The organism is Citrobacter sp. RHBSTW-00524, assembly GCF_013747755.1.
In the GTDB taxonomy this organism is placed as follows: domain Bacteria; phylum Pseudomonadota; class Gammaproteobacteria; order Enterobacterales; family Enterobacteriaceae; genus Citrobacter; species Citrobacter braakii.
Genome location: NZ_CP056421.1, coordinates 972,516 through 995,192, shown reverse-complemented (window position 1 = coordinate 995,192; position 22,677 = coordinate 972,516). Strand labels below are relative to the sequence as shown.

At 53.1% G+C, this 22,677-nt stretch carries 20 protein-coding genes; 5 read left to right on the top strand and 15 right to left on the bottom strand.

The features are described from left to right. Nucleotides 1-21: 21 nt before the first annotated feature. Nucleotides 22-906: a LysR family transcriptional regulator gene (locus HV229_RS04870; protein ID WP_016154289.1), complete on the bottom strand. Its 885-nt coding sequence runs from the start codon at nucleotides 904-906 to the stop codon at nucleotides 22-24. Between the two features lie 101 nt (nucleotides 907-1,007). On the opposite strand from HV229_RS04870, the gene HV229_RS04865 reads away from it, so the two are divergent. Together HV229_RS04865 and HV229_RS04860 are read left to right on the top strand one after the other, a co-directional pair. Next, a complete protein-coding gene (locus tag HV229_RS04865) occupies nucleotides 1,008-1,463 on the top strand; it encodes a multidrug/biocide efflux PACE transporter (RefSeq protein ID WP_016154290.1) in 456 nt (151 codons plus the stop codon). Between the two features lie 142 nt (nucleotides 1,464-1,605). Continuing rightward, nucleotides 1,606-2,835: an amino acid permease gene (locus tag HV229_RS04860; RefSeq protein ID WP_029139645.1), complete on the top strand. Its 1,230-nt coding sequence runs from the start codon at nucleotides 1,606-1,608 to the stop codon at nucleotides 2,833-2,835. A 53-nt stretch (nucleotides 2,836-2,888) separates the two neighbouring features. On the opposite strand, the gene rcnR is transcribed toward HV229_RS04860, so the two are convergent. Continuing rightward, complete coding sequence (gene rcnR / locus HV229_RS04855; RefSeq protein WP_003825567.1) at nucleotides 2,889-3,161, bottom strand: Ni(II)/Co(II)-binding transcriptional repressor RcnR; 273 nt, start codon at nucleotides 3,159-3,161, stop codon at nucleotides 2,889-2,891. A 120-nt stretch (nucleotides 3,162-3,281) separates the two neighbouring features. Between rcnR and HV229_RS04850 the strand changes: the two genes are divergently transcribed. Further along, nucleotides 3,282-4,169, top strand: a complete 888-nt coding sequence (locus HV229_RS04850; RefSeq protein WP_080859173.1) for a nickel/cobalt efflux protein RcnA — start codon at nucleotides 3,282-3,284, stop codon at nucleotides 4,167-4,169. Nucleotides 4,170-4,214: 45 nt separating this feature from the next. Here HV229_RS04850 and HV229_RS04845 read toward each other — a convergent pair whose 3' ends face one another. The 7 genes from HV229_RS04845 to HV229_RS04815 all read right to left on the bottom strand — a co-directional run bounded on the left by HV229_RS04845 (nucleotide 4,215) and on the right by HV229_RS04815 (nucleotide 12,718). Further along, nucleotides 4,215-5,597 carry an amidohydrolase family protein gene (locus tag HV229_RS04845; protein WP_080859174.1) on the bottom strand — a complete coding sequence of 461 codons (1,383 nt, stop codon included), beginning with the start codon at nucleotides 5,595-5,597 and terminating at the stop codon, nucleotides 4,215-4,217. Between the two features lie 12 nt (nucleotides 5,598-5,609). Continuing rightward, nucleotides 5,610-6,560, bottom strand: a complete 951-nt coding sequence (locus HV229_RS04840; protein ID WP_080859175.1) for a carbamate kinase family protein — start codon at nucleotides 6,558-6,560, stop codon at nucleotides 5,610-5,612. 26 nt (nucleotides 6,561-6,586) lie between these two features. Next, nucleotides 6,587-8,137 carry a hypothetical protein gene (locus HV229_RS04835; protein WP_016154296.1) on the bottom strand — a complete coding sequence of 517 codons (1,551 nt, stop codon included), beginning with the start codon at nucleotides 8,135-8,137 and terminating at the stop codon, nucleotides 6,587-6,589. A gap of 117 nt (nucleotides 8,138-8,254) precedes the next feature. Further along, the gene (locus HV229_RS04830) at nucleotides 8,255-9,673 is read right to left on the bottom strand and encodes a DUF1116 domain-containing protein (RefSeq protein WP_181546989.1); all 1,419 of its coding nucleotides are present in this window, start codon (nucleotides 9,671-9,673) and stop codon (nucleotides 8,255-8,257) included. Then, nucleotides 9,673-11,220, bottom strand: a complete 1,548-nt coding sequence (gene fdrA, locus HV229_RS04825) for an acyl-CoA synthetase FdrA (protein WP_080859177.1) — start codon at nucleotides 11,218-11,220, stop codon at nucleotides 9,673-9,675. The genes HV229_RS04830 and fdrA overlap by 1 nt, the downstream gene beginning before the upstream one ends. Continuing rightward, nucleotides 11,198-11,986 (bottom strand): DUF2877 domain-containing protein, encoded by a 789-nt coding sequence (locus HV229_RS04820; protein WP_143329695.1) that lies wholly within the window; start codon nucleotides 11,984-11,986, stop codon nucleotides 11,198-11,200. The genes fdrA and HV229_RS04820 overlap by 23 nt, the downstream gene beginning before the upstream one ends. Nucleotides 11,987-12,112: 126 nt before the next feature. After that, nucleotides 12,113-12,718, bottom strand: a complete 606-nt coding sequence (locus tag HV229_RS04815) for an ankyrin repeat domain-containing protein (protein ID WP_016157395.1) — start codon at nucleotides 12,716-12,718, stop codon at nucleotides 12,113-12,115. A gap of 391 nt (nucleotides 12,719-13,109) precedes the next feature. Here HV229_RS04815 and HV229_RS04810 point away from each other — a divergent pair, with 391 nt between their 5' ends. After that, on the top strand, nucleotides 13,110-14,039 hold the full coding sequence (locus HV229_RS04810; RefSeq protein ID WP_016154301.1) for a LysR substrate-binding domain-containing protein: 930 nt from the start codon (nucleotides 13,110-13,112) through the stop codon (nucleotides 14,037-14,039). Nucleotides 14,040-14,081: 42 nt separating this feature from the next. Here HV229_RS04810 and HV229_RS04805 read toward each other — a convergent pair whose 3' ends face one another. The 6 genes from HV229_RS04805 to pgaA form a co-directional block, all read right to left on the bottom strand. Next, nucleotides 14,082-14,354, bottom strand: coding sequence for a GNAT family N-acetyltransferase (locus HV229_RS04805; protein ID WP_016157396.1), 273 nt, complete (start codon nucleotides 14,352-14,354; stop codon nucleotides 14,082-14,084). 11 nt (nucleotides 14,355-14,365) lie between these two features. Next, nucleotides 14,366-14,596 carry a 4Fe-4S mono-cluster protein YjdI gene (yjdI, locus tag HV229_RS04800; RefSeq protein ID WP_016154303.1) on the bottom strand — a complete coding sequence of 77 codons (231 nt, stop codon included), beginning with the start codon at nucleotides 14,594-14,596 and terminating at the stop codon, nucleotides 14,366-14,368. An 82-nt stretch (nucleotides 14,597-14,678) separates the two neighbouring features. Further along, nucleotides 14,679-15,185, bottom strand: coding sequence for a poly-beta-1,6-N-acetyl-D-glucosamine biosynthesis protein PgaD (pgaD, locus tag HV229_RS04795; RefSeq protein ID WP_016154304.1), 507 nt, complete (start codon nucleotides 15,183-15,185; stop codon nucleotides 14,679-14,681). Continuing rightward, on the bottom strand, nucleotides 15,182-16,516 hold the full coding sequence (gene pgaC / locus HV229_RS04790; RefSeq protein WP_181546987.1) for a poly-beta-1,6-N-acetyl-D-glucosamine synthase: 1,335 nt from the start codon (nucleotides 16,514-16,516) through the stop codon (nucleotides 15,182-15,184). The genes pgaD and pgaC overlap by 4 nt, the downstream gene beginning before the upstream one ends. Beyond that, the gene (gene pgaB / locus HV229_RS04785) at nucleotides 16,513-18,534 is read right to left on the bottom strand and encodes a poly-beta-1,6-N-acetyl-D-glucosamine N-deacetylase PgaB (protein WP_016157399.1); all 2,022 of its coding nucleotides are present in this window, start codon (nucleotides 18,532-18,534) and stop codon (nucleotides 16,513-16,515) included. The genes pgaC and pgaB overlap by 4 nt, the downstream gene beginning before the upstream one ends. Before the next feature lie 9 nt (nucleotides 18,535-18,543). Further along, a complete protein-coding gene (gene pgaA / locus HV229_RS04780; RefSeq protein ID WP_047357811.1) occupies nucleotides 18,544-21,006 on the bottom strand; it encodes a poly-beta-1,6 N-acetyl-D-glucosamine export porin PgaA in 2,463 nt (820 codons plus the stop codon). A 949-nt stretch (nucleotides 21,007-21,955) separates the two neighbouring features. On the opposite strand from pgaA, the gene HV229_RS04775 reads away from it, so the two are divergent. Continuing rightward, nucleotides 21,956-22,492 carry a GNAT family N-acetyltransferase gene (locus tag HV229_RS04775; protein WP_016157400.1) on the top strand — a complete coding sequence of 179 codons (537 nt, stop codon included), beginning with the start codon at nucleotides 21,956-21,958 and terminating at the stop codon, nucleotides 22,490-22,492. Nucleotides 22,493-22,677: the final 185 nt, after the last annotated feature.

Below are 22,677 nucleotides of genomic sequence, written 5' to 3'. Positions count from 1 at the left end.
TTATCACAAAGGAAATTCGTATCATTTATTGGTCATCTGAACGCCACTCTGCTGTAAATGGTCGCGCAGCCAACTTCCCGCCACGCCAGGCGGTGATTTCTTATTCCACAGCAGATCGATAGAAATAGCCTTTGGCCAGCCGGGCAGCATCAATTGGACCAGCGGTTTTTCTGCCGCAAACTCCTCCACCAGCGCACAAGGGAGCGCGCACCAGCCGAACCCCTGCACCGCCATACTCAGCAGCAACAAATAGTTAGGCGCCGACCAGACGGGGCCGCGCGCCACGTTAGTGCCGCTCTCCAGATAGGTATTCAGCCGCAGCTCTCGCCAGGTATGTAGCTGTTCCCACTGCAGTTTTTCTTGAGTCGCCAGTGGATGCGATGCCGCAACGTATAATCCCATCCAGGTTTGCATCGGCAGACGCGTGACGCCCATGTCGGTCGGGTAATCCTCCCGCGCTTCGATCAACCCAACCTGAGCACGTCCTTTTTGCAGCAGATCGATAACGTCTTCATCTTCGCCAATCAGACATTCAAACTCGGTATGGGGAAACTTGTGGTCAAACTGCACCATCAATTCTTCCAGCACATCCGGATGCAGCGTGTCAGACAAAACGAAGGTCAGACGCGCTTCCGTTTCACCCGACAGCGAAATCGCTGCCTCATCAAGACGTTCGCTGGCCGTCAAAATTGCCTGCACATAGCCCAGCACCCGCTTACCTTCTTCGGTTAGCGTCGGCTGACGTGATGAGCGGTCAAACAGCGCAAAACCGAGATCGGCTTCCAGATGCGCAATGGCCGTGCTGATGGTGGACTGACTTTTACGCAGCCGCCGGGCCGCAGCAGAAAATGAGCCGCAGGAAACGGTCTCCACAAATGCCGTTAACGCTTCAGGGGAGTAACGCATGAACTATCTACTTTATCGATGGATACTATCTTTTAGATATCACATAAAACGATAAAATTGCCACCATTCCGTTATCCGGGCATCAAAGAAGGTTTTAGATTATGCAACACGATACAGTCCAACGCCGCTCGTTACTGGAGCGAATTTTTCATGCCGTCTGCTTTGAAGGCATTGCCACCGCGATCCTCGCACCAACCACCGCATGGTTGATGCAGCGCTCGGTGCTGGAAATGGGCGGACTGACCATCCTTCTCGCCACCACGGCGATGATCTGGAATATCATTTATAACGCCCTGTTTGACCGACTGTGGCCGTCGCACCTGGTAAAACGTACGGCTAAAGTGCGGGCATTCCACGCCTTAGGCTTCGAGAGCGGTTTTATTGTCATCGGGGTGAGCATCGTGGCGTATGTGCTGAACGTCAGCCTGCTCCAGGCATTCACACTGGAAATAGGTTTCTTCCTGTTCTTCCTGCCATACACCATGTTCTATAACTGGGCTTATGACACTTTACGCGAGCGCGTTATGAAGCGTCGCCAGCAGCGCGTTACTGCCTGATAATTCAAACAATAGCCGGAATCTTCTCGGTTCCGGCTTTTGATCCATTCACTCGCCCGCTTGTTGACACCTCCCCCAGCCCCTGCCATTTGTGGTAAATTGCGCTTCTTTTTGTTTATTTTATAGTTGATACGTTCAAATAATGTCGAAATTTTGGTCAAAAGAAGAGACTCTCTGGAGCTTCGCACTATATGGGACTGCCGTCGGCGCAGGAACCCTCTTCCTCCCCATACAGCTGGGTTCTGCAGGCGCGGTGGTACTGTTTATCACCGCACTCGTCGCCTGGCCTTTAACCTACTGGCCGCACAAGGCGCTGTGCCAGTTTATCCTGTCCTCAAAAACCTCGGCAGGTGAAGGGATCACTGGTGCAGTTACGCACTACTACGGCAAAAAGATAGGCAGCCTGATCACGACCCTCTATTTTATTGCCTTCTTTGTGGTGGTGCTGATCTACGCCGTGGCGATAACCAATTCACTCACTGAACAACTGGCAAAACATATCGCCATCGATCTGCGTGTTCGCATGCTGGTCAGTCTTGGCGTGGTGCTGGTGCTGAACTTGATTTTTCTGATGGGCCGACAAGCAACCATTCGGGTAATGGGTTTTCTGGTGTTCCCGCTCATCGCGTACTTTTTGTTCCTTTCGCTCTACCTGACCGGAAGCTGGCAGCCAACGCTACTCACCGGCCAGATGTCTTTCGATCAGCACACGCTTCATCAGGTTTGGATATCTATTCCCGTGATGGTTTTCGCTTTTAGCCATACGCCAATTATCTCGACGTTCGCCATCGACCGACGTGAGAAATATGGCGAGCAGGCCATGGGTAAATGCAAAAAAATCATGAAGGTAGCCTACGTCATCATCTGCCTGAGCGTGCTGTTTTTCGTCTTCAGCTGTTTGCTTTCGATTCCGACAAACTATATCGAGGACGCGAAAAATGAAGGCGTGACCATTCTGTCAGCGCTATCGATGATGCCAAACGCACCAGCATGGCTGTCGATTTCTGGGATCATTGTCGCCGTCGTGGCGATGTCAAAATCGTTCCTCGGCACCTACTTTGGCGTGATTGAAGGGGCAACCGAGGTGGTAAAAACATCGTTGCATCAGGTGGGAGTGAAGAAAAGCCGGGCCTTTAACCGCGCCCTGTCCATTATGCTGGTTTCGACCATTACGTTTATCATTTGCTGCATTAACCCTAATGCAATTTCAATGATTTACGCGATTAGCGGGCCGCTGATTGCCATGATTCTGTTTATCATGCCGACATTATCTACCTATCTGATCCCGGCGCTAAAGCCGTACCGTTCAGTGGGAAATCTGATCACCCTGATTGTCGGTCTGCTGTGCGTATCTGTGATGTTTTTTGGCTAGAACGTGTTTTTAACGGCTCATTCATCAGTATGTGGATGAGCCGTTAAACTGACTTATTTGATGTACGAATCGAGTACCTTCAAAACCACATCCAAATCTTCTTCGCGCTTAATTTCATCGCCCTGATGCACAATGTGCTCGGTCAGATGACCTTTAATCACCTCGCGCATTAACCCGTTTACCGCACCGCGGATCGCCGCTATTTGCTGCAATACCGCCGCGCATTCATGCGGTTCATCCAGCATGGTTTTCAACGCCGCTACCTGCCCCTGAATCTTACTGGTTCGGGCTTTCAGCTTTTGTTTGTCGCGGATCGTATGTGACATAGCAATACCTTTTCAACGTCTGGCTGGAGCGACAATACCATCGTCATTCTACTGGGGGGTAGTATTTAATACTGGGGGGGAGTAGAATCTGGCAAAATTAAACAACTAAGAATCATTCTCATGGGTGAGTTTTCTACGCTTCTTCAGCAAGGCAACGCCTGGTTTTTCATTCCCAGCGCGATTCTATTAGGAGTGTTACACGGTCTGGAACCGGGGCATTCCAAGACGATGATGGCGGCCTTTATTATTGCCATTAAGGGGACCATCAAACAGGCGGTGATGCTGGGGCTGGCGGCAACGCTGTCGCATACCGCAGTGGTATGGCTGATTGCGCTCGGCGGGATGTATATCAGCAAAGCGTTTACTGCCCAGGCCGTTGAGCCGTGGCTGCAGTTTGTCTCGGCGATTATTATTCTCGGGACCGCATTCTGGATGTTCTGGCGAACCTGGCAGGGAGAACAGAACTGGCTGACCCAGACGCATCATGACCACGATCATGAGCATCACCATGATCATGATGACCATCACCACCATCATAACCACGGTGAAGCTCACCACCATCATCACGAACATGACCACGATCATAACCATGCTGCGTTAGCAGGGCTGAGCGAGGGTTCGAAAGAGTATCAGGACGCGCACGAGCGGGCACATGCTACCGATATTCAGCGCCGCTTTGCAGGCAAAGAGGTCACCAACGGCCAAATATTATTGTTTGGTCTGACCGGCGGGTTGATCCCCTGCCCTGCCGCCATTACGGTACTGCTGATTTGCATCCAGCTCAAAGCCTTCACGCTGGGTGCCACCATGGTGCTGTGCTTCAGCCTCGGGCTGGCGCTAACGCTGGTAACGGTGGGCGTGGGAGCGGCAATCAGCGTGCAGCAGGCGGCCAAACGCTGGAGCGGATTTAACACACTGGCACGCAAAGCGCCCTATTTTTCCAGCGCGCTTATCGCGATGGTCGGCTTATATATGGGGATTCACGGCTATATGGGGATCGTCGGTTAACGAACAGAGAGCGCAGCAGCGATTGCCGCTGCGCATCAAACCAGGCTAGCTTGCGACGTTCCCCCACACCAGTTGGCCTTTATGGAAGGTCGCGGTGCGTGGGGAGATTCGCGCGACCGCTTCCGCTGAGCAGGAGGCATCCACCAGTACAAAGCTGGCTTCATCCTGCGCCTTCGGCCAGACGCGCTCACCTTTATCGTTAAGCGGCAGCACATCGCCGGTGGCGAGGAACAGCGCTCGCGACAGGTTGAGTTCATTGGGACGAATATAGAGCTGCGCGTACAGATTCGCCTTCTCCAGCATGTCTCCAAGCCCGTACGGCGACCAATGGTCAATCACACTGTCGGTCCCGGTAATCACTTCCACACCTTTGTCACGCAGCTGCTTGAGCGGCATATGCAAGGTTCCGATCGGCACCGTCGAGGCAATGGTAATCTGCTGCGCCGCCATGCGGCTCGCCAGCGCATCCACCTGCTGTTCGTTCAGCGTCGCCAGCGCAAATGCGTGGCTGATGGTCAGTTTGCCCTTCAACTGCGGCGTTTTCTCCACCGTTTCCACCATGTAATTCACCGCCGCAACGCCTGCCGGGCTGGTTTCATGCAGATGGATATCCACGCCTTTATCGTAATCCAGCGCAATCTGGAACATGGTGTCGAGGGATTTTTCCATCGCCCCGTCCACACTGGTTGGGTCCAGACCGCCGACGTAATGCGCCCCCGCCTGCATTGCTTCACGCATCAACGGTTCAGACTTCGATAACAGCAGGCCATGCTGCGGAAACGCCACGATTTCACAGGCAAAACCCGGCTGGCGACGCGCCAGCACCGCCTGCAGATTTTCCAGGTTTTTCAGCCCGGAAACCGGTTCGATATTGCAGTGGCTGCGGGCGATCGAGGTGCCTTTTGATTGCAGCAGATCGATGAGCTTTTCCGCGCGCTCCTGCGTGTAAGGCTGGAGTTCAGGCAGCAGCTTTTGCTCAAGGCGGATCATATCCTGAATGGTGGTGCCAGCCGGGCGATTCAGCGAACGCCAGGGACCGCCGTAAAAGGTTTTATCCAGATGGATGTGCATGTCGCGCATGGCGGGCAGCATCAGCTTTCCACCCGCATCGTAGTGCGGCAGCGTCGCATCCGGATGCTGCTTATTCTCACGCAGTGCAACAATTTTCCCGTCCTGAATTTCAACGGTTTGCAGCGCGGTATGGGTATGCACCACCACCGAGTTTTCGTAATCAAACCCCGCTTCCAGCAGGACGTTATCCAGGTAATAGTGCTTATCGTTAATCGTCATTGTGCTCTTCGCCCCGCAGGTGTTCCCGACAGGATTAGCAGCATACGCGACCGGAGCCACTGCGCCAAACAGCGCGGCAGCGGTGACCATTTTTCCGCTCTGACTTAAAAATTCACGGCGGCTGTTACTTTCCTTCATTCACATTTCCTCTCAGGAATGGACAATATGAGTGCCCGTTTCGCCGCGCAGTGCGGCCGGCAGGCATTCCGGCGTGGTGATGATCACTCGCTTACCGCCACGCGCCAGGAACGCCAGACTGGCAACGATTTTGGGTAACATGCTCCCCGGCGGGAAATGTCCCTCCTGCATGTAACGGGTCATCGTTGCGACATCCACCTTATCCAGCGCCTGCTGGTTGGGTTTGCCAAAATGAATACAGACCTGTTCGACGCCGGTGGTGATCACCAGAATGTCAGCGCGGATCTCCTGCGCCAGCAGAGCCGTGGAGAGATCTTTATCAATCACCGCATCCACGCTCTGATAATCCCCCTGATCGCTACGCACCACCGGGATCCCACCGCCACCCGCGCCAATCACCACAAAGCCTTGCTGGGTCAGCGTTTTGATCGCCTCCGCCTCGACAATACGCTTCGGTTCCGGAGAGGCGACGACCCGGCGGTAGCCGCGTCCCGAATCTTCAACAAAGCGCCAGCCCGGATTGACCCGCTGCAGTTCATCGCGCTGCGCTTCGCTAAAGAACGCGCCGATAGGCTTGGTCGGGTTAGCGAAGCCCGGATCGTTTTTGTCGACCTCCACCTGCGTGACCACCGTAACCGCCTTCTGATCACCGCGCCGCGCCATGCGGTTGTTCAGCGCCTGTTGGATCAGATAGCCGATCCCGCCCTGCGTATCGGCGACGCAGTTTGCCAGCGGGGTGAGCGGCAACCCTTCACGCTCATGCGCGATTTCCGCACGCCGTAGATCCAGCCCCACCTGCGGCCCGTTTCCGTGCGTCAGCACAATGTTGTAGTCCGATGCCAACATCTCCAGCACCGTGTCCGCCACCGCTTTCACCGCTTCAGCCTGGTGCTCAATCGACTGGCTGGCGTTATCTTTGATAATGCTGTTGCCGCCAATGGCAACGACCACAAGTTCTTTCATAGTGTTATCTTCCGCTTACAGGCGATTCAGGTCGTTTTCGTCGGTTCCTGCTCAGGCGCAGTCACCGCTTCACGGCTATCAAGAACATGCTTGAGGACAAACATGCCGCTCATCATCAGGTAGGCCACAACAAACATCATCGAACTGCCTTCTGCAAAGCCAACCGCCGGAGAGTGAATCACACCAAACAGCGATAACAGCGCGCCAAAAGCTGCGGCAATCGCCCCACGCAGCGGCTTATTCATAATGGCGAAGATAGCGACGCAGCCCCACAGCATACTGGCCAGCGGCGCGCCGCTTCCCAGATGCACCAGCCCATCGTAATAGACACCTTTGCTGTGCAGCAGGTCGCTACCCAGTTTCCCCGCGGATGTTCCGGCGGCGCCCATCACGCTGTTGACGATGGTCAACGCCCAGTTAGCGATCCACGGGAACAAGCAGATAAAGATAACGGGAACCTCGACTTTGGGCGTCTCTCGCACCACCTGGTTGGCGGTCACCACGCCGATAAACACCAGAATCGGCACTATCGCAGTCATCGGAATAATCGCGAGCATAAACGCCCCCAGCCCAAACAGCGGTACCAGGAACATGGTGATGCCTGAAGCGAGGGTATAACCGATGCTGGCCCCCATCGCTTTCCAGCCCGCATGCCCAACATATACGGTCACCGGGAATGGGTTGCCCAGCATGCAGCCGAGCATGGAGGCAAAACCGTTCGCCATCATGACCTTACGGGTGTTGTACTCATCCCCCGCCGCATGCGCACTTTCAATATTCTCAAGGTCAAAAATGTAGTTCGCCAGACCCAGAGGAACCGCAGAAGCCAGGTACGGCAGCGCGTGCGGCAAACCTTGCAGGAAGCTGTCGACATGGATTTCCGGCGGGTTGAAGCCAAAGGAAGACATCGAAGATTTAATGGCTTCCGGGCTTTGCAAACCGGAGATCCACGCCAACGCTGTACCGGCAATCAGCAGCAGCAAACCGGTAGGGATGCGGGCAAAAATCGGCTTCTTACCGAACCAGTTAATGAAGATTAACAACAAGACGATGAAAGAGACGGTCGGCGCTTCAAATGCCTGCAGCATCGGGTTCATCGCCAGCAGCAACAGTCCCAGACCGGACAGACAAGAAAGTAATACCGTACGCGGGATCATCTTGCGGATGGTCTCGCCCAGGAAGGAGCCGCCGACCAGGATTAACGCTTCTACAAAGCACCACACCAGGGCTATCTGGATAGCAAAGTTGGCATCTTTGGTTTGCTGATATACCGGCATTAGCACCAGGAAGGTCACGGTAAAAATTGACGGTGCGCTCGGCCCGGACGGCAGCGCCGTCACGTCTTTACGCCCAGTGTGCTTTGCCATCTGCAGGCCAAACCAGGCGTAGCAGACGCTGGCCACCAGCACCGCCAGACCAAAGGCAGGCGCAATGCGACCATAGACAATTTCGGTAGGGATCCCGACGACAAAAATGAGCAGCCCCATCATTGTCAGCAGGTTAGTCAGGTTGTTGGTCATCAGCCCAAAGTAAGCAGCCCAGTCACCACGTTTCCATTCTAGTTTTATGCTGTTCATGGAATATCCTTAACAGGTTAAGCATCGTTTGCGATCCCGGGGATCGCCCAGCCCTGCAGGTAAGCAACGTTTTTCGCTTCGCTACTGTGGGGCTAACAGCGTTAGCCCCGATTGTTGTTATTGGCAGTAGCGGTCGCGCCAGTTGAGGATCGCCTTTTCAAAACAGGCGAACGGTGGATGGACTATTCCGGCGCCGATCATGCCGATCCCCGCATCTTTGTGCGCAATTGCGGTGTTAATCACCGGCAGAATGCCGGTGCTACCCACGCGCGTAATGTCGATAGCGGTCGGTACGCCCATAAAACCAAGTAACGGAATGGTAACGTTGGGGTTTTCGCCGAGAGTGATTTCACGCATCTGGCGAGAGAAATCGACCGCCTCTTCAACCGTACCGCCCACCAGCGCCACGATGGCCGGTGCCGTGGCCATGGCAAAACCGCCGATGCCGTAGGTTTCGGTAATTGCGCTATCACCGATATCACGTCCGGAATCTTCGGGCTTATAGCCCGCAAACATCGGGCCAATCACCTGCTGCGCCGGACCGGTAAACCACTGACCCGGTAAGCCGCTGATGCGCAGACCGAATTCAACGCCGTTACGCGCCATCGTCGTGACTACGGTGCTGTATTCGATCCCGTGTGCGGCGTCCATTGCGGCTTTACACATCGCCATCCAGGTCGGTCCGGAGAAGTAATCGCTGCTGAGGATGAACTCGAATACCTCACGCTGCTGCTCAACCGGATAGCCGGTCTGAATAATCCACGGCGTCAGTGCCTGTATCAGTAGCGCCGTCCCGGCATTGTTGCGGTTATGACACTCATCGCCCATGTGCAGCGCCTGCGCCAGCATCAGGCGAAGATCAATTTCGCCCGCCAGCTTCATGGCGTCGCGCAGCATCGGTCCCATCACATCGCGCATCCAGTTCAGGCGATCGATAACGCTCTGATCGTTCGCGCCCATGCGCAGGATCTTCGCCATCTGCTCGCTCATATTGGTATATGCGCGGTTGCCGTAGGTTTTGTTCTCGACGATGTGCATAAACATCGACGCCGACGTCACACCCGCCATCGAACCGACACAGTCATGCTCGTGGCACGGTGAGAAGATGATTTCACCCGAGGCGGCCAGGTCGGCGGCTTCATCCAGATCTTTCGCCAGCCCTTCAAACACCAAAGCCCCGGTGACCGCGCCCTTCATTGCGCCGCACATTTTTTCCCAGCAGATGGGCGGTCCGGCGTGCAGGATGGTGTGGCGGGTCATGCCCGGCACGACGTTGATCGCCTGGTCATAGCCAATCAGCACCGGATGCGACTGGATAATGCGTTCCAGCGCCTGCTGGTTAGCGGCAGCGATTTTGTCAGCCAGCGGCGAATCGGCAATTTCGTCCAGTGCGGCCACGACCTGCATGTTGCCCTGGCCCGGCGGCGTCCAGTCGAGCTGGGTCACGGGAACATTCTGCTTTTTCAGGTCATCGCTGAACATCGCGATGCCGACGTTAATCACGTTCAGCGGCTGGTTAAACAGTGTCTGGCTCATCAGGCTTCCTCCCCTTTACAGATAAATTCACGCGCCAGCAATCCGGTATTGGTGCTACTGCTCGCCCAGATCACGCCTGCATCGGTCAGCATCTGGCACTGTTTTTCCAGCGACGGCGTATCGAGATCGGTTCCCAGCACGTAGCCGAGGATCTCAAGCGGACGCCCCTCTGCGGCGGCGATCGCTTTGGCTTCGACGATCGCCTCGATCATCACGCCAACCGGATCTTCATGTGATCCATATCCAAGAACGAAGTCCATAACAATCACGCCGACTTCAGGATCGCGTGCTTCCTGCAACAGACGACTAATGCGGTTGGTTGGATCGATCATCGGATGCGGTTTACCGTTGGTAAAATCGTCATCTCCGAAATCAAGGAAGGTATGTCCCACGCTGCGGTTGAGATCTGTCAGGCGAAAAGCCGGATCCGGATGAATGTTGCTGTAAACTTCTGCATGTTTTTCCATGGCAGCAAACATCGCCTCATCGCACAGCGTGCCGCCACAGAACAAGCCGCGAATGTACTTTTGCTGCGGGGTCAGGCGGGCGCGGACCTCTTCAATCAGCGGCCAGTTGAGCGGATGCAGATCGAGGCTCTCTTTTTTCACGCCAGTCAGCAGTACCGCTTTCAACGCCGCCTCTTTAGTGCCGCGTGCAAACAGCAGACCGTTTTCATCCGCAGGCGCGGCTTCACGTCCGAGGAAACACACTACGACGGGCTTATGGCAGGCGCGCGCACGTTCCAGCACTTTGCGCGCCACTGTTGGCGCAGGAGGTTTGGAGATAAGCGCGATGATCTCGGTTTGCGGATCGGCCTCCAACATGCCAATCGCGTCAAGCATCATCAGGCCGCCAATCTTTTCGCTCAGATCGCGTCCACCGGTGCCAATCAGTTGGGAAATCCCGCCGCCAAACTCGTGAATGCGTACGCTCAGCTCCTGGCTACCGGTACCGGAGGCACCAACAATTCCGATGTTGCCGCGACGCACCGCATTGCCAAAACACAGCGCCGCGCCGTTAATAATGGCGGTTCCGCAATCGGGCCCCATCATCAGCAGCCCTTTTTCATGCGCCAGCTGCTTGAGCGCCAGTTCGTCTTCAAGAGAGACGTTGTCAGAAAACAGCATCACGTTGAGGTTATTTTGCAGCGCCTGACGCGCTTCACGCGCGGCAAACAGACCATTGACCGAGATCACCGCCAGGTTGCTGTCAGGAACATGCTTCTTCGCACTGGCAAGCGTGGCATAGCGCGCTTCATGCTGCCCCCCCTGCTCTTTATGCGTAAACAAGTCTTCAATCGCCACCAGCGTCTGATTGTTCGCCGCCTCGCTGGCACCTTTAATGACAATCATCAGGTCGCCACTTTTCGCCTCTTCAAGTTCAGGCGTGAGCAGACCGAGATTCTTCAGTACGCCCTTATTCATTTCTGTCGCCATAGCCACGAACGCCTGCTCAACGCCATCGAGCTTATTTGCGCGTGTGGAGATAGACATCAGTGAGACAGAATCAAAATACGTGTTCTTTTTAACAACTATCCTGATCGACATAATTCCCTCCGGACCTGTGGCTCAGGGCGCAGGCATCCGCCATGCCATACAGCATGTCGCAGCCAGAACTTGAGCCGATATTTTTAATGTCAGTAATATATTGCGTAGAAACGGGTTGTTGCTCTGTAATAATATGGTTCAGCAGCCGTCCGACGCTTTCCCGATAACGTTGATGAAAGGCTTCCTCTAGCGTTATTTTGCTGAGTAGCGTGGTATTATTTCCGGCACGTTGTAAGGCTGCTAAAAAATCATCACGATATTTCCCCAGCGGATGTCCAGGAATAAATAAAATAGTGCTTAAACCCACTAAATAGTCATCAGATGAGGGCGTCAGACCAATCCCCAGACCAATTAAATGGCTGACCGCTGTAGAGATATTTTCTCCTGTATGCAACGCCGCCAGTAATGTTTGCCGGCGACTCAGTAATTGACGGGTGATTTCCAGATAAAACGGGTTATCACCCTGGTACAGAAATAATGTGTCAGCGCTTCTTAGCTGTTGGCGGATAACCTCTTCCCAGCGCAGCCAGCGGATTGCAGCAAGGCTTATTGCATCAAGCCTCCACTGTGGTATGCGCCACGGCAGACAACCGGAAGTTTCTATCCATTTATCGTTGCCAACGGCTATCCCCGATTCGGTAAAACTGACTCTCTCACCGGGGTGAAACAGCTCTTCACAATGCGTCAGCGCCAGCCGACAGCTGTTAGGCGCGTTATCACAACCTTCACTCAGTAACGTCAGCAACCGCTGCTGTTCAGGTACCAACAGGTTTACCGCGCGGGAAAAAACCTGTTCAACCCGTCCCGTTCCCCGGAAAGCCAGAAACGCGCCGTCTGCGGTTAGCGCCCGTACACATCGCCGTGATGGCGTAGCGATAGTAGCGCTCCTCTGTCAGGCTCCGGCCGCAATCAGCAGCTCGGCAATTTCGTGGTATCCTTTCTCCCGCGCCAGCTCCAGCGGGGTTTTACCGTATTTATCCGTCATGTGCGGGTTTGCGCCATGGTCGAGCAGCAGCTTGACGATTTCCTGCTGTTTCGCGCCGCCGTCATTAAGCACGATGGCTTCCAGTAACGGCGTCCAGCCGACAAAGTTGGTATGATTAACATTGATATCGGTACGCAGCAGCAGTTCGCGCACGATCTCTACATGACCTTTTTCGCTGGCTGGCGTAATACCGACGCCGCCAAAACGGCTCAGGCAATTAAGATCGGGGTTGGCCGGTAATACGGTACGCAGCAGCGTTAAATCGTTAGTCAGACAGCTAATCAGGAATGGATTAAAACAGGTTTGATCCTGTTTATTAATATCGGCACCGGCAGCAATCAATAAAGAAACACAGTCATAATGTTTATTCAGGCTGGCAATAATTATGGCAGTGCGCCCCTGGCGGTTAGTGGCATTAATATCCACATTTTTTGCCAGGCAGGATTTTAATCCATCGGCATCACCCTGCTCTGCCGCCAGCAGAAATTCAGTAATGAGTTCTTTCTCTGACATAATCGCTCTCCTGCAGTTTTTTAGACTTTTTAAATATCCGATAAGCTGAGAATAGCAACAGAGTGCAGAGAATAATATCCGCTTAAATTTCATTCATCGTAAGCGTGTCGATTATTGAATCAAATTTAACAATGAGAACAAAACGTGCTGTAGTGCAATCTTTTCCTTATGACAGAGCCGCTTTTAGCCATTAATCAGTTGTCAGGAAAATCAGGCGTGATGCTACACGGATAGCGGCCTGCAATTAATATACAGAAGTGTGATTGCCTTCAAATCAATTGTAAAACTAGTGTTAAATTCTGTTCAAAACTGATTGCTCTGCATAAGGATTACAAATACATTCAACAATCATCGCGTCGCGGATGTGCGTTTGTCGCCGGAGGGGAGGAAGATGAATTCAATTTTTACCGAGGAAAACCTGCTGGCATTTACGATGGCAGCCCGCTACAGCAGCTTCAGCAAGGCGGCTGAGGAACTTGGCTTAACCACATCAGCAATTAGTTACACCATTAAGCGCATGGAGCTGGGGCTCGACGTGGTGCTGTTTACCCGCAGTACCCGCAGCATTGAGCTGACTGAGTCCGGACGCTATCTGTTTCGCAAGGCGACCGACCTGCTCAACGATTTCCACGCCATCAAGCGCAGTATTGATACCATTGCTCAGGGCATTGAAGCCCGGGTACGCATCTGTATTAATCAACTGTTGTATACCCCTCAACATACGGCACGACTGCTGCAGGTACTCAAGAAACAGTTTCCAACCTGCCAGATAACCGTCACCACCGAGGTGTATAACGGCGTCTGGGATTCGATCATTAACAACCTCGCCAACATCGCTATCGGCGCGCCGGATACGTTACTGGACGGCGGGGGGATTGATTACACCGAGATCGGCGCGATCCGTTGGTCGTTTGCGATTGCCCCGGATCATCCGCTGGCTTTTATGCCTGAACCGATTTCTGAGAGCCAGCTGCGCCTGTACCCGAACATCATGGTGGAAGACACCGCCCACACCATCAACAAGAAGGTCGGCTGGCTGTTACACGGACAGGAGTCGATTCTGGTTCCTGATTTTAATACCAAATGCCAGTGCCAGATCCTGGGTGAGGGCATCGGTTTTCTGCCGGACTATATGGTGCGCGAGGCGATGGAAAAGTCGTTGCTGGTCACGCGGCAGATCCACAACCCGCGTCAGGATTCACGGATGCTGCTGGCGACCCAGCATTCGGCCACCGGTCGTGTAACCCAATGGATTAAAAAAGAGTTTGGCCCACAAGGGGTGTTGACGGGAATTTATCAGGATTTGCTGCATCGGGAGTGATGCGCCGGACGGCGGTCATGCCTTCCGGCGTACGTAAGATTATCAGGCGCGAATATCGTCATACTCGCGGGTTTTATCAAACTCATGTTTGGCAAACGGGCACAGCGGAATAACTTTGCGGTTTTCGGCGCGCATTTTCTCCACCACCTTCGCCACCAGCAGTTTACCGACCCCCTGGCCTTTCAGGCTGGGGTCGACATCGGTATGTTCAATTATGCTCAGATGCTCACCCGTCGGCACGAAGACAATCTCGGCAACCTGATTGCCTTCGGCATCGTTAACATAAAATTTGTTGTGGCCTGCAAGAATTTCCATGGTCCCCTCACTCATTTCTGGCGATATTTCAGCGCACCGCTCGGACAGGTATCAATCACTTTAATGACCGTCGCGACATCCACTTCATCCGGAATGATCCACGGTTTACGCTTCAGGTTAAAAAGCGCTGCGCTTCCCCGCACGCAGTTGCCCGAATGTTGACATATCGCCGTATTGAAGTAGACGTCAATCTTCTCACCGGTATAGGCCCGGTAACCGGCATCCAGTAGTTCCTTATCCACGACATTGCCTCGCATTTTTTTATTGTCTGGGTCTAATCATAGACCTCTGCGAGGCTGAAGGAAGCAACCGAAAGTAGAAATATCACTCAGGCCTTTTCTGCAACAACGGCTGCGGCTCTGGCGGCAAATACTCCAGCATCGCAGGCGTCGGCGGCGGTAGACGGTTATCGGCGATGTCCCTGTCCACATCGATATGACTGATTTCACCACTTTCATGATGGTGAACCGTCAGCACCCGCGCTTTGTTCAGCTCTGTCACCAGTTCCCGGGTAATACGTAAACTTTCCGCCAGCTCATGATCTTCCAGTCCGGGCCTGCGACTGCGACGTTCCACCCGAAAACGAAACTGGTTGTACTTCGCCCAACCAATCAGCACCAGTCCGTTGACCAGCGCGACAAGGATGTAAAACGTGACCGTATCCAGCGTGGTGAAAAAGGGTCGCACACCTATATAAGGTGAGTGTGCCAGAGCGGTGATCAGACCTTTATAAATCAAATATAAAAAACCAACCCAGGCAAAAAGCGTTAACAGCACGTCAATAATGCGCGGCAGCAAACGCTGCTCCGTAAAGATCAGCGGCTGGCTCATGATTCGATCCTCCCAATTCCACGATCGGGACTCACCCAACGCGCCCTGCCGCGTTTGCGTTTGAGCATTACTTTCGGGAAAGCGACCAGCGTGGTGAACAGGCTTAACATCCAGTACACCACCGGGAACCAGATAATCCAGAACAACGACGCGCCAATGCCTTTTTCATAGCGCCGCTCAATCATCAGACTCACCGCAAACTGCAGCAAGCACACCACGCCGAGGATTAGCCCAGTAAATGCCGGCGGGAACAGATGTTGTACATACAGCGAGTCCGGCATCGGGATCATCAGCCCTAACAGGAACAGCACGATACTGATCGCATAGGCAAACGCCCAGGTGGTAGAAAAACAGAACTCAAAAAACAGCGGCCACATACGGCGATATTCCCATGACCACAGGCGGCGCATGTTCACGATAAACACCTCCGCACCGCCTTGCGCCCAGCGCAGTCGTTGTTTCCATAACCCTCTTAACGTTTCAGGCATCAGGATCCAGCACAGTGCGCGCGGCTCAAAGAATATCGACCAGTGGCGCAATTGCAGCTTCCAACTGATATCGATGTCTTCGGTGATCATGTCCGGGCTCCAGTAACCGACCTCGGCCAGCGCGCGACGACGAAACGCAGCAACCACGCCGGAAACGGTAAAGATCTGCCCATAAACTCGCTGAGTGCACTTAATCAAGCCGATAATGGAAGAAAACTCCCCGACCTGCACCCGACCGATTAAGGTGGAGCGGGTTCGAATACGTGGGTTCCCGGTCACCGCACCGACGCGCGGGAACTGGATCAGCGGCGCCACAATATAGGCAACGGCATCACGGTCCAGTAACGCATCGCCATCAATACACACCAGGTAATCACTGCGCGCCGCTGCTGCCCCGGTCTTGAGCGCCAGCGCTTTGCCCTGGTTTTCAGCCAGATGAATCACCCGCAGACTGGGGTATTCCACCGCCAGTTGTTCCAGCACGTCGTGGGTGTCATCCGTTGAACCATCGTTGATGGCAATCACTTCAATATTTTTATATCGCTGCGCCAGCGCGGCCTCAATGGTTTCGCGCGCATTGATCCCTTCGTTAAAACAGGGGATCAGAATGGAAACCAGCGGATTCCCCTCCAGCGTCGGTGGCGGTGTGTCATCTCCCCATTTCCAATGACGCTCACGGTAGAACCAGAAATAGACCCCGCCGCTTATCCACAAAGCAGACATAAACAAGGGCCAGAAGAAGACGAAGTTCAACATCACTTCACCTGTAAAGATGACCGCCACGCCAAACGGCAGGCTGAACATCAGGCAAAGTATCAGGAAAGCAATTATGCGATCGGTCATTTTTGCGGGTACCAGTATGAGGAGAACGTCGAGCGAATCTCTGACATCTCAGGTTTGTCGCTGATGAAATCATCCGGGTAATAGCCGTAGTTACCTGCACCGCTTAATTTCAGCTGGCGCATCCATTCGGCTATTTGTTTTCCGCTGATTTCAGCCTCGTCCCCGGATTTACGCCAGTCTCGTGCCTGTAGTTCAAACACGGTTTTGTCCAGCGCGCCGGGCGTTTGTGCAACGGCATTCACTAATCTGTCGAGCCAGGCGTTGGCATCATTAGCCGGGATCTGCTCCATGAAAGGCATCGCCATCGGTGCCGTCCAGTCATAGGTATTGAGGAAATCATTCAGGTTCTGCGCAAACCAGGCTTCACTCTCCGGCTCCAGTACCGGCATGGCGTAAATATTGCGCGCCGTCTGCACCTGCGGACCGCGAATATTACGCACCGCCTGGGTCAGTTGTTTGGTGAAGTCGATCAGCACCTTACTTTTCAGTCGCGTCCAGCGCTCGAACGCCTGTGGATTGCTACGGATTTGCTCAATGCTTCCGGGAAGCCCTGCGGCGCGGTAGGCAGCCAACGCCTCCGGTGACGCGTCTTCAAAGTCCGTCAGGAAAGCATCGTCATGGAACAAAATCCCTTTGAAGCTGGCGTGTTTGGCCAGGTCTTCATAGATTTCAGTGATGCGCTGACGCGCTTCGCTGCTCCAGGGGGACAGACGGACATAATTCTCGCGGTTGATCGCTGTACGTCCCGTTTTCGGATCCCAGGCAGTTACGCGTGGGATGGAAGCGTCGAGATCGAAAGCCAGAACCGGCATCCAGGCATACACCGTCACCCCTGCCCGTGTTTGTAACTGCCAGGAGATATAGTTAAAGAGGTCGGCACGCATCGGCAGCCAGCGGTTAGGGAAATAGAGCTCGCGAATATTTCCGTCGCCCTGCGGATCGGCGTAGGCCTGCAGGAAGACATGAGAAATACGCATGTCATAAACGCGCTGGATAAGCTTGTCGATGTTTCGCTTCTGCTGAGCCGGGTCCTTGTCATACACGTAATCCAGATCGACATGCATCACGCGCATCGTCTGCGGTTCACGTACCTGAGCGACCTGGCTGGCAAAGCGCTTAAGAGAGGGGTTATCAGAGATTAGCACGCGCGGGATGTCATCAAGAAACGCGGCATTCGCCAACCCTTCGTTGAGCGTGAAGGCCATCTTATAGCCATGCTCTTTAGCCAGGTTTAACGTTGTGCCGTTGGCTGCCCCGTAAGGCCAGACCCACGCGCGCGGTGATTTCCCGGTCACCGATTTGATCTTGTTGGTGATGAGAGAGATATCCGCGTTTATACGGCGCGTGTACTGTTCATCCGTTTCGTAAGTGCCGGTTTTCTTATCATACAGGCGGTTCGCCACCGCCGGTTCTTTACTTCCCTGCGGGTTGGCTTGTGCACCGAAATGCGAATTCCAGGTGTGCGCACCGACTTCCACCAACGGTGATTTGCCCATCTCTTCGACCATTTTCCAGGTGGCGAATTTATCTCGCGCCGTCATTAAGCCGCCAAAATCGACTTTTTTGTTGGCGGGAGCATCAACCCAACTCCCCACCGGCGCCCAAAGCGCAGGCCAGTTGTAGGCTTTCAGCAGCGGCCAGACGCGGGTATAAAAACTGCTATATCCGTCATCAAAGGTGAGTAATACCGCTTTTTCCGGCAACACGATTTTACCGTCATGGGCGTCCAGGATTTGCTGCACGCTGATCGGGTTATAGCCATTATCACGCAGCCAGGCCATTTGGTCGCTCAACGCGCTGGTGCGCACAGAAAGATAGCGTTGGTCGGCGGCACCATCCTCGACATCGTGGTAGCCGAGCACCAGGAAGCTATTTTTCGGCCACGGATGATCCGCCGTCAGCGGCGTTCTCTCTGCGGGAGGAACGTAGCGAGGCGTTGTATTGTGCGCGCTACTGCACGCGGTAATCATCAACCAGCCAGCGATTAATGCGCTAAGCCACAGGCATCTTTTCAGCATGAACAATCCTTAAAACCTGACATTTAAATCGAAAGCGAGGGAGATATTCCGCTCACGTTTACCGTCGTAGGGGCGTTTATCCCAAATCAGCATCACCCCGCCATCTACGACGTTGTTCCATTTGAGCCGTTGTCCGTATCCCACCTGAACGATGGCACCAGCGTCCTGGCCTTGCTGCCAATAGCCACCTACGCCAGCCAGACCTTGCTGCGTCCACACGGTGTCATAATGGCGGTAAAGAACCTGCTCCGCGCTCAGACCCGGTACCACGGAAAAATCACTCTTCGGGTTGTAATACGGCACATTCTCTTTGGTGTTGGTGCTCCCGCCGATGCCCGGGGTAAAGTCCAGGGTGAAGCGCGGCGTTGTCCACATGCGCTCTTTTCCGCTGAGTCCGTATTCGATGCGATCGTTACCATCTGAGAAATGTGATGCGGCAAACGACAGTTGATATTCACGTCGTTCGTTTTGATACCAGCGAACAAACATATCGCCGCCGTTGGCATACACGCCGCTACGCAGCGCGCGCAGTGGCGTATTACGCGACAAGCGCTCGGCCGAACCGCCTACGCGCCAGTTGTCATTGAAGTCATGCCAGCCGGAAAGACGACCGCCAATTTTCTGACCATCGCCATAATTTCGGCCAGAGACTTCCATTTCTGCCCAGTAGTCGCGGGAAGTCCATTCCGCCCCCGCCGCCAGATCGCGGCTGATGCCTTTACCTTCCTCAAATTCGCCAGTAGCAAAGTTGAATCCAGTAAACAATCGCCAGTTGTCGTTAATTGGCGGACTGTAAATGGCAGTATTGATATTGAAGTCATTCTTACCGCTGACCGGGCTATCGGACGAGATCCCTTGTGTGCCGCTAATGCGCACTTCCGACATTTTGTGGACATCACGAATACGCGCGAGGCGCAGCGTCGCTTCATCATCCGGGCTACGGGCGATGACGTCATCCGTCAGTTCATCGGCCTGCCTCCATTCCTGGAGATCCAACGCAACATAAGCCTGCTGACGCTCCAGTTCCAGGTTACTTGGCTCAATCACTTCCGCCAGCTTCAGCTCTTTCTCCGCCGCATGCGGCAAGCCACGTGCTTCAAGAACGGAGGCATAAGATATGCGCAGCCCCTGGTTACCTGAACCTGTTCGCGCCAGATGCTCTGCGAGCTTTTCAGCCTCAGGTAGTTCATTGGCAGCAATATAATATTGCGTCAGCATCGACTGTCCGAGCAGCCAGTTATCGTTAGGCTGCGGCGTTGGCGAACCATAGATGCGTCGCAGGTACGGACTCTCTTTGATTAGGTTCTCGGCCTGTTTTTTAGCGGCATCAAAGTTTTCATTATCGATATGCGCGTAGAACAGATCCTGTTGATCCTCAGGACCAAGCGGCGTAACGGGAATCGGTCCATTCGGGTAGTAGATGCTCATCAGCATCGCTTCGGTTTTTTCTGGCTGGCGTTCGCTTAACCATGCCGATGCTACCCAGCGTTTTGCGTAGTTTGGCACTTCGCCGCTCGCAGAAAGCGATTCGTATTCCTTAATCACTTCAGACGTTCGCTTACGAACCAGCAAAGCCCCCATGCGGTCAATTCTCGCCCGACGGACATCATTCTGCGCGGACGGCTCATCCTTCCAGGCAGCCAGCAACTGGTCATAACGGGCCAGCGCTTTATCCGCCACGATAAACCGCTCTTCTTCATTACGTGCGGACGTATAGGAGGAACGTACCATTTCGGCGGCCGCATCAAGCTCAAGGCGGCGCTTCACAGGATCTGCCGTAGGCACTACCTCCGCCATATTTAAGGCGGGCCCGGAAACACGGTTTGCTGACAGAGCAGACAGCAGCGTAGATTTTGCATTTTTGTTGCCAGGATCAACGTCATCCGCCTGGCTGGCAACCAACAGCGCGTCCCAGTTTTTTCCCTGAGAATGATATACGTAGGCAAGTAGCGCATCGGAGTCAGCCCCCGGATGTGCCTGTGCCCATTTATTCGCTTCAGTAAGGGCTTGCTGATTGTAGCGAGCATCTGCCAACGTCATTATCCAGCCGGTGCGTACGTCAACGTTGTCAGGCTCTTCCTGTAAAACGCTTTCCCATACCGCCAATGAATCATTCCAGTTTTTCTGGTTACGGTACGCACGTGCAGCGGCGACTTTGCCGCGTGCAGGCACATCCATCTGCCCACGATAGCGCCGCCAGATTTCAATAGTGGCTTTATCGTTGTTATCAACCCAACTGGAAACTTGCAGCCAGTCGGCAACCTGATTTGGCGTTAGCGCGCTTTGCTTTCCCTGATCCTCTAGATAACGCAATAACGGTGCACTATTACCACCCCGCGCTTCAATAACCAAAGCGTCATAATCTGATGTCGCTGCAGAGATTTGCATAGGGAAAAGAACGCTTGCCGTAAATAAACAGCTTAAAGACTTAAAACGTTTAATGAAGTTGGCATGTCGACGCATACTTAACATATCTGCCCTTATAACTTACATCAGAGTAAAAATAAGCGTTTTCAATATATTACAGTCGGTTACTAACGATACCCGACCATGTAAGATGCACTGCCGCTTATTTTGCAATAGGGTTATGAAGCAATTAACTCTTTCGTCTTATTGACTACCCGCGCCTCGCCCTCTAATCGTGGGAAAGCAGGCGTAAACTCGAAAATTTTATCACTCAGCGTAGTTCGTGGCTATGCGATACGAAAACTCTTAGACAAAAAAGTATTTTAGACTAAATAATCCTAATACTCTTGGGATTGAATTCTGGATTTAGATTAAGTTTGCATGACGAAACCTTGTGACGATGATAACTATTGCTGGTTGGCATAGCTACACCGCGCAACTGTTTGCATGGTAACTATTGTGTGCGGATAGAGAAAGTTCTGATAATAATGCCCCTGATAACAACAAAGATAACAATGTAAATAATATAACCTAATTTTAAGTTTCGAACAGGGTCGATAAAATGAAATTAAAGGTACAGTCATAAGCAGAACTAAGTACAGTAAAAACTCAATAAAATCAAATGACTTCTTAACCTATCATTGAAATCTACCAAAATTGGTATTTTGGTATCCGCCATAATACGTGCGCGAAGAATTGTGCATTGCTCGACTCGCTAAAATATTTACCACTCTTGCGTATTATTGACAGTATCAACCACACTCACTTTACCCTTACAATTTGAAAGCTTATTTACATTGAAAATAATTTATATACCCTAAATAATTCGAGTTACATGAAGGCGGCAAGTGAGTAAATCCCCAGGAGCATAGCGAACTATGTGACTGAGGCGAGCTAGCGTAGCCAACGCACATGCAGCTTAAAGAATGACGGGTATAGACGCATAATTTTTTGCACTTACCTTCTCTCCAGCCTTTGAGGTAATTTGGACAAAGATGCCAATGGGAGCTGGTCAATGAAAATCGTTAACGCTGAAAAAAAACACATCCCCGCCATACGCGATATCTACGCCCATCATGTTAATCACGGTACCGGCAGCTTTGAAACTGACCCGCCGGATACCCGCGAGATGCAGGATCGTCTGGAAAAAATCCGCAGTCTGGGACTGCCGTGGGTTGTCGCATTGCAAGAAGATAAGGTCATCGGGTATTGCTATCTCACCCGCTACCGCGAGCGTTATGCCTATCGCTATACCCTCGAAGATTCGATTTATATTGACCCGACGGCACAGCGTCAGGGGGTGGGAAAAGCGTTGCTACGCCATGTAATTGAGTGGGCTGAAACGCAGGGTTATCGGCAGTTGATCGCTATCGTCGGCGACAGCAATAATCAGGGATCGCTGAAAGTCCATCAGCAGGCCGGATTTACGAAAATAGGCACGCTGACGAACATTGGATTCAAGCATGGGCTCTGGCTTGATACGGTATTAATGCAACGCAGCCTGGGCACAGGTAACAGTACGCTACCAGCGGATTTCGATGCCGCTATTTAACATCGCTAAGGGATGACTTCAGGATACTGTCTTCTGGTAACCCTCAGACAAACAGAACCACAATCAGGTATAACGTAGCTATTATATAATTCTCCGTTTTTCAGCTCGTTAGAACGAAAAAAGCACCCGAACGTTAATGAACGGATGCTTTCTAAATCGAATAACTCAGTTTTACTTAGCGGGCG